This is a genomic window from Actinosynnema sp. CS-041913, from assembly GCF_050942485.1.
In the GTDB taxonomy this organism is placed as follows: domain Bacteria; phylum Actinomycetota; class Actinomycetes; order Mycobacteriales; family Pseudonocardiaceae; genus Actinosynnema.
This window is the reverse complement of record NZ_CP192037.1, coordinates 4,240,241-4,253,631: the sequence shown is the minus strand read 5'-3', so window position 1 is coordinate 4,253,631 and position 13,391 is coordinate 4,240,241. Positions and strand designations below refer to the sequence as shown.

Below are 13,391 nucleotides of genomic sequence, written 5' to 3'. Positions count from 1 at the left end.
CCTGGGCGGCGTCCCTGGACCGCCGGGCGACCGTGAGCGACCTCACCCGGCCCGGCCGGGGCGCGGCGGCGACCGTCCGACCAGCCGACGCGGTGTCGTGCCCGGCCTCCCGGGGCCGCACTGAAGCGGGGGCGCTACGCCGGAAGGTGGACGTCGGCACGTACGGTGGACACCGAGAGTGTCGTCGGCGGCGAGGAGCGGGAACCCATGGCCGAGCGGTCCCGGGGCAAGAGTGGGCGGGTGTTGCGTACCGAGCGGATCGCGCCGGAGATGATCAGGGTCGTGCTCGGGGGCGAGGGGCTGGCCGGGTTCGCGGTGGGGCCGTTCACCGACAGCTACGTGAAGCTCCAGTTCCCGCAGGAGGACGTGGCCTACCCGGAGCCGTTCGACCTGGCCGTGGTCCGCGAGACGCTGCCCCGCGAGCAGTGGCCGCGCACCCGCACCTACACGGTGCGCCGCTGGGACGCCGACGCCCGCGAACTCACGATCGACTTCGTCACGCACGGTGATTCCGGGGTGGCCGGACCGTGGGCCGCCAAAGCTCAACCGGGTGACGTGCTGCACTTCGCCGGTCCGGGTGGCGGCTACGCGCCGGACGTGACCGCCGACTGGCACCTGATGGTCGGTGACGAGAGCGCGTGGCCCGCCATCGCGGCGGCGCTGGACGCGCTGCCCGCCGGCGCGGTCGCGAAGGTGTTCGCCGAGGTGGACGGGCCCGAGGACGAGCAGGACACGCCGTTCGACGTCGTCTGGGTGCACCGCGCCGGAGGGCCGCGCGGCGAGGCGCTGGTGGCGGCCGTCCGCGCCCTGCACTTCCCGCCCGGCCGCGTGCACGCGTTCGTGCACGGCGAGGCCGGCATGGTCAAGGACCTGCGTGGCTACCTGCGCGTGGAGCGCGCGGTGCCGCGTGAGCAGCTTTCCATCTCCGGCTACTGGCGGCTGGGCAAGGACGAGGACGGCTGGCAGTCCACCAAGCAGGACTGGAACCGCCAGGTCGAACAGGAACAGGAGCACCAGGCATGAGCGACGCGGTGAAAGGCCCCGCCTCCTACTTCCCCTCCATCGAGCGGACGTACGGCCGGCCGGTCTCCGAGTGGCAGGACCTCATCCGCGAGTCGCCGCTGACGAAGCACCTGGAGCTGGTCACCTGGCTGAAGGCCGAGCACGGCCTCGGCCACGGCCACGCCAACGCCCTGGTCGCCCACACCCTCGCCGAAGGCCGCTAGTCACGGGTGCTCGTGGTCGATCTCGCGGATCACCACCTCCAGCACCTCCAGGTAGGTGATGTCCGCGATCACCATCTTCCGCTTGCGCCCCAACAGAGTGCGCTCCGGCGGCCCGGCCACCGACTCCCACCACTTCGCGCCTCCCTCCGTCGACCGGATCAGCAGCGTGGTGGCCGGCAGCATGAGTTCGTACTCGTGGATCCGGAAGTGGTCCGGCTCGCCGTCCAGCAGGGCCAGCAGCACGCACGCCCGGCGCAGCGCGGCCTCGTGCGTCTCCTCGTCCCGGTCTCCCGGCGGCAGCAGGACGATCACCCGCGACTGCGCCCCGTAGCGCCGGATCTGCTCGACCTCCCACTGGAAGCCGTCGCCGAAGTCCCGGTCCGGCGGCAGGATCAGCACGATCACGTGCGCGCGCCGGATCAGGCTGCGGGCCACCGACTGCCACTCGGCGTCCGGCGCCCGCATCAGGATCGGGCCGGGCGGCGCGAAGGTCGTGCGCTGGTCCACGATGCCGTAGGTCTTCATGTCCAGCGTGGTGCGGGCGGCGGTGGTGACGACCTGCTCCATGGTCACGTTGCGCACGAACGGGCTGCCGCCGATGCGGCGCTTCGCCATCGCCTTGGGCAGCACGATCTCCGCGTCCTGCCCGAACGGCCGCAGGATCAGGCAGTACTTGGCGGACGACCGCAGCAGCGGCAGCACGACCTCCTCGTGGCCCACGGTGTTCGCCGAACGCGGGTACTTCGCCGCGCCCACGACGATCATCACCAGCGCGCTGATCGCCATGCCCAGCACGCCGCCCGCGCCGCTGAGCGCCTGGAACCCGCCCATCGCGAACAGCATCGTGCCGAACACCAGGCCGACGGCCAGGACGATCAGCCCGCGCACCCGGGTGAACCGGTAGAGCCGGACGAACAACGCCTTCACGTCACTTCCTCGACCGTCCGACGGAGATCGTTACCGGCTCGCCCACATGGGCCATCAGGGTTTCGGTATCGCCACCGCCGTGTAGGTGGTGTCCGGCGTCGGCGTGGTGGTGAACCGGCCGTTCGGCAGGTACAGCCGGTCCCGGAACGCCGCGGCCGTGGTGGGCACGTCGAACCTCGGGTCGGTGACCCGGCGCAGCAGCGTCCCGGTGGCCCCGGTCGCGTCCAGGCCCACCGCGGCGACCCGGTTGACCCGGTTCTCCATCACGTAGAGCGTGGTCCCGTCGCGCAGCAGCCCGTCGGTGTTGACCAGCGGCCCGCCCGCCACCGACAGCGTCCTGGTCGCACCGGTCGCCGGGTCGACCCGGAACAGCTTGCCGGTGTTGTGCTGGGCGATGATCAGCGCGCGGCCGTCCGGGGTGGTCTCGATGCCGTTGGCGTTCGTCCCCGACTGGTAGACGATGTCGCCGCTGAGCCTGATCACCTCCGCCCGCGCGGGCAGCGCGCCGTCCGGCCCGAACGGCAGTTTGTAGAGCACCGCCGTGAGCGAGTCGGTGAACCACGCGGCGTCCGGCGTGAGCACCACGTCGTTGACGAACGTGGACCGGGTGCCGAACCGGAACGTGGCCAGCGTCGTGCCGTTGCGCGTGTCGATCACCCGCGCGTTGCCGCCGGCGCCGCCGGCGACGAACAGCCGGCCGCGGCCGTCGACCTTGAGCCCGACCGCCGCCGTGCCGGTGCCGGCGACGAACTGCGCGCCACGCCCGGTGGCGAGATCCGCCCGGTAGATCGCGCCCGTGCCCATCGAGCCGAAGTACGCCGACTCACCGCTGATGGCGATGCCTTCCGGCCGGAATCCGTCCGGCAGGGAAATCGTGGTGGGATAGGGCTCGACCGCCATCGCGCCCGGGGCGTTGAGCACGACCAGCACAATGGCGCAGGCCAGCGTGTTACGGACCAGTGTCATCGGGTAGTCCCTTCTCTGGCGCGCCCCGTCCAGTCTCGGGGTCGCGCCATCGGGACGCAGTAACCCGGCGGCACCCTTTCACTACGCGGCGTGGCCCACGCCGTTGGTCGTGCGGGCACTCGGACGTGCCGCGGGTGGCTCGTCACCGGGCGGGTGGGCGGCCTACGGGCTGTTCCGCAGCACCAGCGGACGGTCGCCCGCCGGGCCGGATGCCACGCCCACCGCCCAGATGTTCGGCACCAGGATCCCCGACACCGCGAGCAGTTTCCCCCGGATGTCCGGCATCGCATCGGCCGCCCACAACCCCTCCTCGGGGTCACCGGTCAGGTGCATGGCGAACGGCCGGCCGGCGGCGGTGTGCCCGACGGCGAGCGGCGTGCCGTACTCGGTGGTCACGGCGGTCAGTTCGGCGGCCACGGCGGGCGTCCGCTCGCGGACGAGTTCGCGGGTCTCGGGGTTCACCCGGTACACCAGCGGGCGGCGGGCGGACGGCGGGGCGCCGACCGGGGCGGTCCAGCCGACGAGCCTGGCGGAGGCAGGGGCGTAACCCGCCACGTGCTCGTCGTGCCCCGGCCGGTGCGGTGTCGGCACGCGGGTCCAGGTGCGCCCGTCGTAGCGCAGCACCAGCACCCGGTCCCCCGACCGGTCGTGGTCCACGCCGAACGCCAAGACCTCGCCGGCCACCCACGGCAGCACGGCGGTCAGCTCGCTCGACGCGTCCAGCAGCCCGGTCGGCACCGGGACGGCCTGCCAGTGGGAGCCGTCCCAGCGCTGCACGACACCCCGCCGCCACGGCGTGCCCGGCACGGTCTCGACACCGGCCGCCCACGCCCGTTCCCCGTCCAGGGGATCGACTTCGACCGCCCGCACGGTGGTGACCGCACCCGGCCGCCCCGCGAACGGGACACGTCGCCAGGCGCCGTCGACCCAGCGCAGCGCGCCCCGCTCACCCGCCGCCCAGCGGCCCGCCGCGTGGTGCACGCGGCCGACGTCGGGCACCGCCGCGGGCATCCACTCCTCGGCGAACTGCCCGGTGGTCCGGACGGCGAACGACCGCCCGTGGGGGCCGATCCCGAACGCCCAGGCCGTCGAGGCGTCGTCGGATCCGGTGGTCACGGCGGTGAACGTGCCCCGGGCGGCGGCGGACTGCGGTTGCCACGACGAGTCCGACGCGGACGCGGGCACCGGGACGACGGCCACCGCAAGGGCCATCAGGAGGCTGATTCGCTTGCGCACAAACGGCATCGTGGTCGGGCGACCGCCGTCGCGCCAGTGATTCGACCAGGTTCGAACGCCTCACCGGGAGGACGAGTGATCACCGTCGAACTGTCCGCGACGGCTCTGGCGGCGACGAGGTTCGGGCTGTCGCCGCTGATGGAGATCGGCACCGTGCTGAACCAGTGGCACCCGCAGGCCCGGCGCGGTGCGCGCTGGGCGCACGCGGCGCGGGACACCGTCGTCCGGCACGACCTGCGGCTGCTCGCGGGTTTCCTCGGCCAGCACCGAGGATACGTGCCGGACTTCCTCAACCCGCTGCCCGCCGGCTACGACGCCGACGTGGACCGCGAACTGCACGAGGTCGCCACCACCCCGCCCGAGCAGGTGGCGGCGGAACTCGCGGCGTGGGTGCGCGGGAAGCGCGGCACGGGTCCGCAGAGCGCCCGCCACGCCCGCCCCGTGCTGGAGTGCCTGCACCACGGGGAGGAGGTCTTCGCCCAGCGACTCGCCGACGAACTGGCCCTCTTCTGGGCCCACTTCCTCGCCCCGCGCTGGCCCACCGTGCACCGCCGGCTGGAGGCGGACGTGGACCGCAGGGCGAAGGCCGCCGCCCGTGACGGCCTGGGCGCGCTGCTGGGCGGCCTGGACCGGACCACCCGGTGGCACGACGGCGCGCTGCACGTCACCCGCCCGTTCCACCGCACGGTCCGCGAGACCACCGGCCTGCTCCTGCTGCCGTCCACGCTCGCCGGCCACGTGGGCGTGGGCATCGACCCGCTGGGCGTCCGGCCCGTGCACCTCGTCTACCCGGCGACGGCCACCCCGTCGACCCGCCACCTCGGCGACGTGCTGGGCCACACCCGGACCGCGCTGCTCCAGGACCTCGACGTCCCCCGCACGACCGCGGAACTGGCCCGCCGCCACCACCTGGCCCCGTCGACCGTCTCCTACCACCTGGGCCGCCTGCACCGGGCGGGCATGGTCCAGCGCACCCGCACCGCCAACACCGTCCGGTACCACCGCCGCTGACCCGCGCGGCGGCCGTCGGCGCGGGTGGCGGCCGTCGGGTTAGCATCGCGTGCTTACCGGGGTGGGTGGCCGACGGCCGTGGGCGTGCAGGGGAGGCGATGAGTGGTTCGCGGGCCGTCTGACGTCGACACGTCGGTCGCCGGGGTGGTCGAGGCCCGGTGGGGCGTCCGTCCCGAACCCGCGATCGCCCGGTACGGCGAGCCCGGCTGGCAGTGGTCGCCGATCCCGGTCGAGAAGCGGTGCCCCCGGTGCGCGGGCGAGCTGCACGGCCTCTACCGGGCGCATCCGCACCGCGGCAAGCAGCAGTTGCAGGCCGCCGTGGTGTGCGCGCGGTGCCCGGCTTCGTTCACGTTGCGCCAGTTGCAGTTGTCGCAGCGGTCGGTGCTGGGTGAGCTGAAGCCCGAGGCCGTCGCGCGGCGGGCGGCCGAGGACGCGCAGTTGGCGGCGTTGGCGCAGGAGACCCTGTCCCGCGAGCGGCCCGAAGACCGCACGCCGAAAGCACCCGAACCCGCGCACGATGAGCCCGCCGCCCGCCGAACCAGCCGACCGCGTACCGACCGCGAGCCCGACGAACACCTGCCCGACAGCGAGCCCGGTGACCACCGCACCGACGGACACCTGCCTGACGACAAGCCCGGCACCGGAGCACCACCGGACGAGCAGCCGGACCAGACGCCGCCCGCACGGCCGGCGCGGCGGATGTCGACCACCGTCATGGCCGCCCGGATCAGGTCCATCCTGGCCGGCTCCGAGGCGGTCCCGACCGCGCAGGACGAAGCACCGACCTTGCCTCCGACCCTGGTCAACGCGGTCGACTCGGGTCCGGTGTGGTGGTGCAAGACCACCGATCCGACGCTGAAGCCGCCGGCCGGCGTGTCCGGCGCGCGGGTGATCATGCCGGACCGCCCCGAGTTCGACGGCCTGCGCGCGCTGCTCACCCAGGAGGGCGTGGAGCACCGGTCGATCCGGCACTGGCTGGAGCAGGAGACCGTCTCGTCGCTGACCGACCGCCTCCAGGCCACCGCGTGGCTCTCCGAGGTCGGCGGCATCGTCCCGGAACGCTGCGAGCCGGTCACCGACGACCGGGCGCTGGCCGCGCGGCTGGCGTTCGGCCTGCTGTGGGACCTGCACGAGCCGATCCCCGCCGAGGCTCCCGAGCCGGCGCCGGTGGACCGCTTCGTCCCGCCGGAGTGGCTGCCGTTCCTGCCGTTCCCGATGTTCAACCCGGCCCAGGCGCAGGCCGCGCCGCGCATCCTGGACGACGACTCGCACCTGCTGATCACCGCGCCCACCGGAGCGGGCAAGACCGCCATCGGGATGCTCGCGGTGCTCAAGACCATCCTCGACGAGGGTCGCAAGGCGGCCTGGCTGGTGCCGCAACGGTCCCTGACCGACGAACTCGACCGGGAGCTGGAGACCTGGCGCGCGCAGGGCCTGCGGGTCGAGCGGCTGTCCGGCGAGTACGCGGTGGACGTCGAACGCGTCCGGGCCGCGGACCTGTGGGTGGCGACGACGGAGAAGTTCGAGGCGATCTGCCGAGCCGCGTCGCTCCAGGCCGCGCTGGGCGAGGTCGGCTGCATGGTGGTGGACGAGATCCACCTCCTCGGCACGCCCGGCCGCGGCGCGCTGCTGGAGGCCCTGCTGGCACGGGTGCGCGGCGCGGACTCGCCGGTGCGGATCGTCGGCCTGTCGGCGACCGTGTCGAACGCCGCCGAGGTCGCCGAGTGGCTGGAGGCGGAGCTGGTTGCGACCGCCTGGCGGCCGTCGCGGGTGACGTGGCAGTTGCCGACCGTGCCCGCCGGGTCCGGGTACGCCGCGAATGCCCGGCTGCGCGAGCAGGTGGTGATCGATCTGACCGCCCGGCACACCGCCGAGCGGGGCAGCGTGCTGGTGTTCTGCGGCTCGAAGCGCAACGTCCGGTCCACCGCGATGGCGATCGCCGCCGACCGGGGCGCGCCGGTGCACACCGTGGCGGCGGACGACGTGGACGGCCTGACGAAGGTGTGCGCGGAGGTCGGCGTCCGCCTGCACTACGCCGACTACGAGCACAAGCACGCCGCCGAGCGCGCCTTCCGGGAACGCCAGGCCGACGTGCTGGTCGCCACGTCCACCGTCGCGGCGGGCGTCAACCTGCCCGCCCGCGCGGTGATCGTGCGGGACACCACGGTCGGCGGCGAGACCATGGACACCTCGATGGTGCTCCAGATGTTCGGCCGCGCGGGGCGGGTCGGGGCCGGGGAGACCGAGGGCTGGTCGTACCTGGTGGTGGACGAGCACCAGCGGGCGGCGTGGCAGACCAGGCTGGTCGCCGGGTACTCGGTGTACTCGCGGATCCACGAGAGCCTGCCCGACCACGTGCTCGCGGAGGTGTTGCAGGGACGCATCACGAGCCTGGCGGACGCCGAGGCGTGGTGGGTGGAGACCCTGGCCCACGCGCAGGGCGACGACGCGCTGCTGCCCGTGCAGGACGCGGTGTCGTTCCTGGTCGCGGAAGGCCACCTCGCCGCCCGCACCGACGGCACGCTCGCGATCACCGAACTGGGCCGACTGACCGCCCGGATGATGGTGTCCACGCACGCCGGCCACCGCCTGCGCTACGCGCTCGGCCTGCTCCCCGTGCCGCCGGACCCGGACGCCGCCGAGGACGCCCTGACCCTCGTGCTGTCGGTCGCGGTGCGGGACCTGGCGGCCATCCCGGTTCCGGACCAGGTGCGCCCGGCGGTGGCCACGGTGATCAAGGCGGGCGGCCGGACGTCGCAGATCACGCACACCGCGTCGGTCAAGGGCCTGGGCTCGCAGACCTCCACCGCACCCGGCGACCTGGCCCGCGCGGCACTGCTGCTGGCGGCCCGCTCGCCGCACCTGTTCGCGCGCGCCAAACCCGGCCGCCGGGTCGCCGCCGGGATCCCGCTGTCCACCCTGCACCCGGTGTTCGACCAGGCTCCGCGCTACCTGTCCTGGCTGGCGGCGCAGGGCGTGCTGGGCGCCGTGCACCCGTGGATCGCGATCGTGGCGGCGGACCTGGACCAGCGCCTGCGCTGGCGGCACCTCGCGCCGGGGCGCGGCGCGGGCCGCCTGCTGTGGCTGTGCGAGCAGATGGCCACCCGCCACCGCGCGCAAGCCCTGGTGCCGGAGATGTGGCGCTCGGCCCTCGCCCGAGGCGTCCGCTCCCCCGACTGGCCACCCGGCCGGCCGCCCGCCGAGTGCGAACTCGACCAGGCCGGCTACACGGCCCTGCTCCGCGAACGCGCCACCACCGCGACCCTGACCCTGCACGACGACCACGCCACGGTGGGCGGCACGGTCGCGGCGGCGGCGGTCACCTGGCACGGCAAGCACCACGGCCCGCCCACGCCGACGAAGGCGACCACCGACGTCCGCTACCCCGACGACGCCCCGGACGAGCCGGACCGGGGTGTCGCGGTGTTCACCCGCCGCGGCGACTACCGCGCCACCGGCTGGCTGTCCGCCTACGACGCCCTGGCGGCCGACGACGAGCCACCGCCGCCCAAGCCTTCCCGGCGAGGGCTGGGCGCGGTCACCCCGGGTCGGTCCCCCCGACCAGGCACAGGCACACGGCGGCCGAGTTGACCCCGTCCACCTTCACCGGCTCGTTCACTACAGGTACGCCAAGACCGCCTACAAGTACGCCAACACCTTGGACAGCACGTCCTCCGAGCTGGCGCGCCGCCGAGGCGGTCAGGTTCAGGTCCGCCAACGGAACCGTGTTGTCGGCCCGCAGCACACCGAAGGGCACCAGCGCGCCGAGTTGCCAGTCCATCGAGAACACCGGAGCCCTCAGCCGCCACGCCAACGCCTCGGCCAGGGTGCTCTTCCCGGTGCCCGGAACCCCGGCGACCAGCACCAGCCGGGGCGCCTCCGCCCGGACCACCGGGCGCAGCCCCTCGTAGTCCGCGTGCGCCCGCTCCCCCATGATCACCTGCAACACGCCCCGCGCCCGCTCCAGCGGCCCACCCGCCAACTCGACCAAGGCCAGCACCAGGTGCTCGGGCCGCACGTGGATGTCCGCGAGGCGGGTCGCCTCCCGTGATGCCGCCGCCACCAGCTCGGCGTGGTCCACCGCGAGGTCGGCGTGGTCCACCGCGACGGGATCGTCACCGCCGAGGCGTGCCGACAAGGTAGCGGCGGGACCGTCGGACCCGGCGATCGCGTCCAACAGCTCCGCGACCACGACGGGACCATTCGAACCGACCAGGATCTCGGCCGACTGGTGCAACGGAAGATCGTCCACGAGGCCCAGACCAGAGCGGACCGGGGCGGGTCAGACTGGGGACACCGCGCGTTCATCCGGAGGTCGCCCGCGTGGGTTAGAAAGCGCCCGTCGTCGAGGTTGGAGGCTCCGTGACCCGTCCGGTCCGTGTGCTCGCAGGTCTGTTGGCCTGCGGTGTCAGTTTGTCCGTGTTGCCGGCTGCCCAGGCGGGCAGCCCCGAGCGGTTCCAGCGGGTCGACACCATGTCGGTGTTCCGCAACAGTTCCGCGGCGGAGCACACGGCCGCCGAGATCGCCGCGGCCACCGCGGACGGCCGGACGGTCGTCTACACCGACTCGCCCGGTCGAAGAATCGGGTTCGCCAAGGTCCGGGACGGGCGGTTCGCGCCGGACGGGGTGCTTGCCGTGCCGGGTGAGCCGACGTCCGTCGACATCCTCGGTCGGCTGGCGCTGGTCGCCGTCGACACGTCGGAGTCGTTCGCCGCGCCGTCCGGGGTGTTGCTGGTGGTCGACCTGGACGGCCGCCGGGTCGTCGCCACGCACGACCTGGGTGGCCAGCCGGACTCGATCGACATCTCGAAGGACGGCCGGCACGCGGCCGTCGCGGTCGAGAACGAGCGGGACGAGGACGTGAACGACGGTGAGATCCCGCAGGCGCCCGCCGGGTTCCTCGCCATCGTCGACCTCAAGGGCGCGCCGGCCCAGTGGACCCTGCGCCGGGTCGAGCTGACCGGGATCGCGCTGGTCGCCCCGGGCGACCCCGAGCCCGAGTACGTGAGCGTCAACGGCCGCGGCCAGGTCGCGGTCACGTTGCAGGAGAACAACCACATCGCGATCGTGGACCTGCGGTCGGGCGCGGTCGTCAACCACTTCCCCGCCGGTTCCGTCACGGTGCAGGGCGTCGACACCGAGGACGACGGCCGGATCGACCCGTCGCAGGCGATCACCGCCGCGCGCGAGCCGGACGCCGTCGCGTGGCTGGACGACCGCACGCTCGGCACCGCCGACGAGGGCGACTACCGGGGCGGCTCGCGCACGTGGACGGTGTTCGACGCCGCGTCCGGCCAGGTCGTGTACTCGTCCGGCAACGAGTTGCAGCAGGTGGCGATCCGGCAGGGCCAGTACCCCGACGGCCGGTCGGACAACAAGGGTGTCGAGCCGGAAGGCCTCGCGGTGGCGACCTTCGGGCGGCACCGGTACGCGTTCGTCGGCATGGAGCGGGCCAACCTGGTCGCCGTGTACGACGTGGACGACCCGCGCCGGCCGCGGTTCCTGCAGGCCCTGCCGGCCGGTGTCGGTCCGGAGGGGCTGTTGCCGATCCCGGCGACCGGCACGCTCGTCGTGGCCGCCGAGGAGGACTCCGCGGAGGACGGTGTCCGCTCCTCCCTCACCTCCTACCGCGTGACCCGCACTCCGCTGTCGGTGTCGTTGCAGCGCAACCAGGGCACGCCGTCGATCGGGTCGGACGGCATCGGGTTCGGCGCGCTGTCCGGGCTGTCCGGCATCCCCGGCGACTACCGGGACGTGGTCGCCGTGACCGACTCCGCGTACAGCCCGACGCGCGTGCTCACCGTCGACACGCTGTCCGCGCCCGCTCGGGTGCGTGCCGAGCTGACCGTGACCAAGGACGGCGAGCCGGTCGGCTACGACGGCGAGGGCATCGCGGCCCGCCGTGGCGGCGGCTATTGGCTGGCGGCCGAGGGCGACGGCAAGAAGCTGCCGAACCTGCTGGTGGAGGTGGCCGCGTCCGGTGCGGTGGTGCGCGAGGTGCCGCTGCCCGCCGCGGTCGCCGCGACGGCCACCGGCAACGGCTTCGAAGGGGTGACGACCACCGGCCGGGGCGCCGGCGAGCAGGTGTGGGTGGCCGTGCAGCGGGAGTGGAAGGCCGACCGGCCCGGTGAGGCGACGTTGGCCCGCTTCACGCCGGCCACCGGCGAGTGGGCGTTCGCGGCCTACCCGCTGGACGCGGCGTCCACCGGCTGGATCGGCCTGTCGGAGGTGACCGCGCTGGACGACCGGACGCTGCTCGTCCTGGAACGCGACAACCAGCGCGGCGACGCGGCGGCGACCAAGAAGGTCTACCGCGTGGACATCACGGGGTTGACGCCGGTCGCGGCCGGCGCGCCCAAGCCGGTGGTGGCCAAGACCCTGGCACGTGACCTGCTGCCCGCGCTGCAGGCGGACGGCGCGACCACGCACGACAAGGTCGAGGGACTGGCGGTGGTGGGCTTCGGGCCGATGCGCCGCCTGGTCGGCGCGGTGGACAACGACGGCGTGGACGACGCGCCCGGCGAGTCCGTGTTCCTGCGCCTGGGATGGATCCGCTAGCGGAACCCGGACCGGCTCCGCCGGCGAAGCCTGGAGTGGCTCCGCCGGCGGAGCGCCCGTCCGGCGGCCTTGGCGGACCGACCCGTACCCTGGGCCCGTCACGGACCCACTCGGCGAGGTAGGACGTTGGGACTTTTCACGCCGGCCGAAGCGCGGCGCGAGCTGGAGCGGCTGCGGCCGGTGCTGGACGAGATCGTCGCGCTGAGGGCCGACGCCGCCGAGCTGTCCGCCGCCCTGAGCACGGGCGAGCCGACCGGGTTGGGTGGGCTGGCCGAGTTCAAGGCGGCGCAGGCCCGGCTGGACGAGCTGATGAGCACGGTGCAGGCGACCGGCGCGGAGCTGAAGGGCTTCGCACCGCTGCTCGTCGACTTCCCGTCCGACCTGGACGGTGTGCCGGTGCTGCTGTGCTGGCTGGAGGGCGACGAAGGCCTGGACTGGTACCACCGGGCCGATCTGGGCTTCGCCGGACGCCGACGCCTGCCCTGAACGCCCGCCCTGAACGCCCGCCGGCCGCGAGCGCCGGCCGACCCGGTTCAGCCGAGCACTTCACGCAACTTCCGGGCGAACTCGGCCGGACGCCACATGTATCCCGTGTGGTCGCCGGGGAATCGCGTCGCGGTCACCCCCACCTGTCCGGCGAGCGTCTCCACCACGCGGGTGCCGACCTCGGCCCCGTAGTCGCCGATGCCGAGCACGAGTCGCGACTTCCCGCGCAACGCCGCGATGTCCGGCGCATAGCGGATGAACGCCAGCATCTCGTGCTTGAGCAGGAACTCCCGGTTGCCCCCGATCCGGTCCCCCAACCCGGGATCGGCCGGGTAGGGCCCGCCGGCCGCCGGGTCGGGCCGGTCCGGGTCGATCGTCGAGAACTCCTCGAACGCCGCGTCCACGCCCCGTTCCAGGTAGGTCCGGTGCACGGCCTCGAACGGCGCCTGGTGCACCGCGGCGTCCGGCAGCACGGACGGCACGGGCGGCTCGTGCGCCACCACCGTCCCGAGGTTGTCCCCGTGTCGGGCGGCGAACTCCAGCGCGACGATGGCGCCGCCGCTGCTGCCGAAGACGTCGGGCCGTTCGTCCACCAGCGTCTCCACCAGCCGCGTGGCGTCGTCCGCCTGCCGGCCGACCTCCAACGCGGTGGCGGGCGCGGTGAGCGTGCTGCGGGAGTTGCCCCGCCGGTCGTAGGTGATCACGGTGCGGTCCGTGGCGAGTCCGGGCGCGATCGCGGCGAACGAACCGGCGTCCACCGCGCCGCCGTGGATCATCAGCAACGGCCGGCCGGAGCCGCGTACCTCGTAGTAGAGCCGCGCGCCCGGCACGTCGAGGTGCCCGGTGCGCAACCCGTCGTCGCCGGTGGGCAAGTCCTCGCCGCACGCCCCGAGGAGTCCGACCCCGGCGGCGGCCACGGCTGTCTTCAGGAGAGTCCTTCTGGTGACCATGCGCCGATCCCAGCGGGCCGGCCGGGGGCGC

11 protein-coding genes are annotated in these 13,391 nt (G+C 73.9%); 6 read left to right on the top strand and 5 right to left on the bottom strand.

Features of this window, described 5'->3' with window-relative positions:
* The first annotated feature begins 207 nt into the window (after positions 1 to 207).
* Both ACQPZF_RS19995 and ACQPZF_RS19990 read left to right on the top strand, forming a co-directional pair.
* Positions 208 to 1,023 (top strand): siderophore-interacting protein, encoded by an 816-nt coding sequence (locus tag ACQPZF_RS19995; protein WP_433274628.1) that lies wholly within the window; start codon positions 208 to 210, stop codon positions 1,021 to 1,023.
* A complete protein-coding gene (locus ACQPZF_RS19990; RefSeq protein ID WP_433273789.1) occupies positions 1,020 to 1,226 on the top strand; it encodes a DUF4287 domain-containing protein in 207 nt (68 codons plus the stop codon). The genes ACQPZF_RS19995 and ACQPZF_RS19990 overlap by 4 nt, the downstream gene beginning before the upstream one ends.
* On the opposite strand, the gene ACQPZF_RS19985 is transcribed toward ACQPZF_RS19990, so the two are convergent.
* The 3 genes from ACQPZF_RS19985 to ACQPZF_RS19975 form a co-directional block, all read right to left on the bottom strand.
* Positions 1,227 to 2,153, bottom strand: coding sequence for a hypothetical protein (locus ACQPZF_RS19985; RefSeq protein ID WP_433273787.1), 927 nt, complete (start codon positions 2,151 to 2,153; stop codon positions 1,227 to 1,229).
* Positions 2,154 to 2,207: 54 nt separating this feature from the next.
* On the bottom strand, positions 2,208 to 3,119 hold the full coding sequence (locus tag ACQPZF_RS19980; RefSeq protein WP_433273785.1) for an SMP-30/gluconolactonase/LRE family protein: 912 nt from the start codon (positions 3,117 to 3,119) through the stop codon (positions 2,208 to 2,210).
* Positions 3,120 to 3,281: 162 nt separating this feature from the next.
* Entirely contained in the window at positions 3,282 to 4,355 is a 1,074-nt protein-coding gene (locus ACQPZF_RS19975) for a hypothetical protein (RefSeq protein WP_433273783.1), read from the bottom strand.
* Between the two features lie 75 nt (positions 4,356 to 4,430).
* Between ACQPZF_RS19975 and ACQPZF_RS19970 the strand changes: the two genes are divergently transcribed.
* Both ACQPZF_RS19970 and ACQPZF_RS19965 read left to right on the top strand, forming a co-directional pair.
* Positions 4,431 to 5,366 carry a helix-turn-helix domain-containing protein gene (locus tag ACQPZF_RS19970; RefSeq protein WP_433273781.1) on the top strand — a complete coding sequence of 312 codons (936 nt, stop codon included), beginning with the start codon at positions 4,431 to 4,433 and terminating at the stop codon, positions 5,364 to 5,366.
* Between the two features lie 102 nt (positions 5,367 to 5,468).
* Positions 5,469 to 8,957 (top strand): DEAD/DEAH box helicase, encoded by a 3,489-nt coding sequence (locus ACQPZF_RS19965; protein ID WP_433273779.1) that lies wholly within the window; start codon positions 5,469 to 5,471, stop codon positions 8,955 to 8,957.
* Here the strand turns inward: ACQPZF_RS19965 and ACQPZF_RS19960 are convergent.
* Positions 8,905 to 9,618, bottom strand: coding sequence for an AAA family ATPase (locus ACQPZF_RS19960; protein ID WP_433273777.1), 714 nt, complete (start codon positions 9,616 to 9,618; stop codon positions 8,905 to 8,907). The genes ACQPZF_RS19965 and ACQPZF_RS19960 overlap by 53 nt on opposite strands.
* Before the next feature lie 167 nt (positions 9,619 to 9,785).
* Between ACQPZF_RS19960 and ACQPZF_RS19955 the strand changes: the two genes are divergently transcribed.
* Together ACQPZF_RS19955 and ACQPZF_RS19950 are read left to right on the top strand one after the other, a co-directional pair.
* The gene (locus ACQPZF_RS19955) at positions 9,786 to 11,924 is read left to right on the top strand and encodes an esterase-like activity of phytase family protein (RefSeq protein WP_433274626.1); all 2,139 of its coding nucleotides are present in this window, start codon (positions 9,786 to 9,788) and stop codon (positions 11,922 to 11,924) included.
* Positions 11,925 to 12,050: 126 nt separating this feature from the next.
* Entirely contained in the window at positions 12,051 to 12,410 is a 360-nt protein-coding gene (locus ACQPZF_RS19950; RefSeq protein WP_433273775.1) for a DUF2203 domain-containing protein, read from the top strand.
* Between the two features lie 47 nt (positions 12,411 to 12,457).
* On the opposite strand, the gene ACQPZF_RS19945 is transcribed toward ACQPZF_RS19950, so the two are convergent.
* Positions 12,458 to 13,360, bottom strand: a complete 903-nt coding sequence (locus tag ACQPZF_RS19945; RefSeq protein WP_433273773.1) for an alpha/beta fold hydrolase — start codon at positions 13,358 to 13,360, stop codon at positions 12,458 to 12,460.
* Between the last annotated feature and the right edge of the window lie 31 nt (positions 13,361 to 13,391).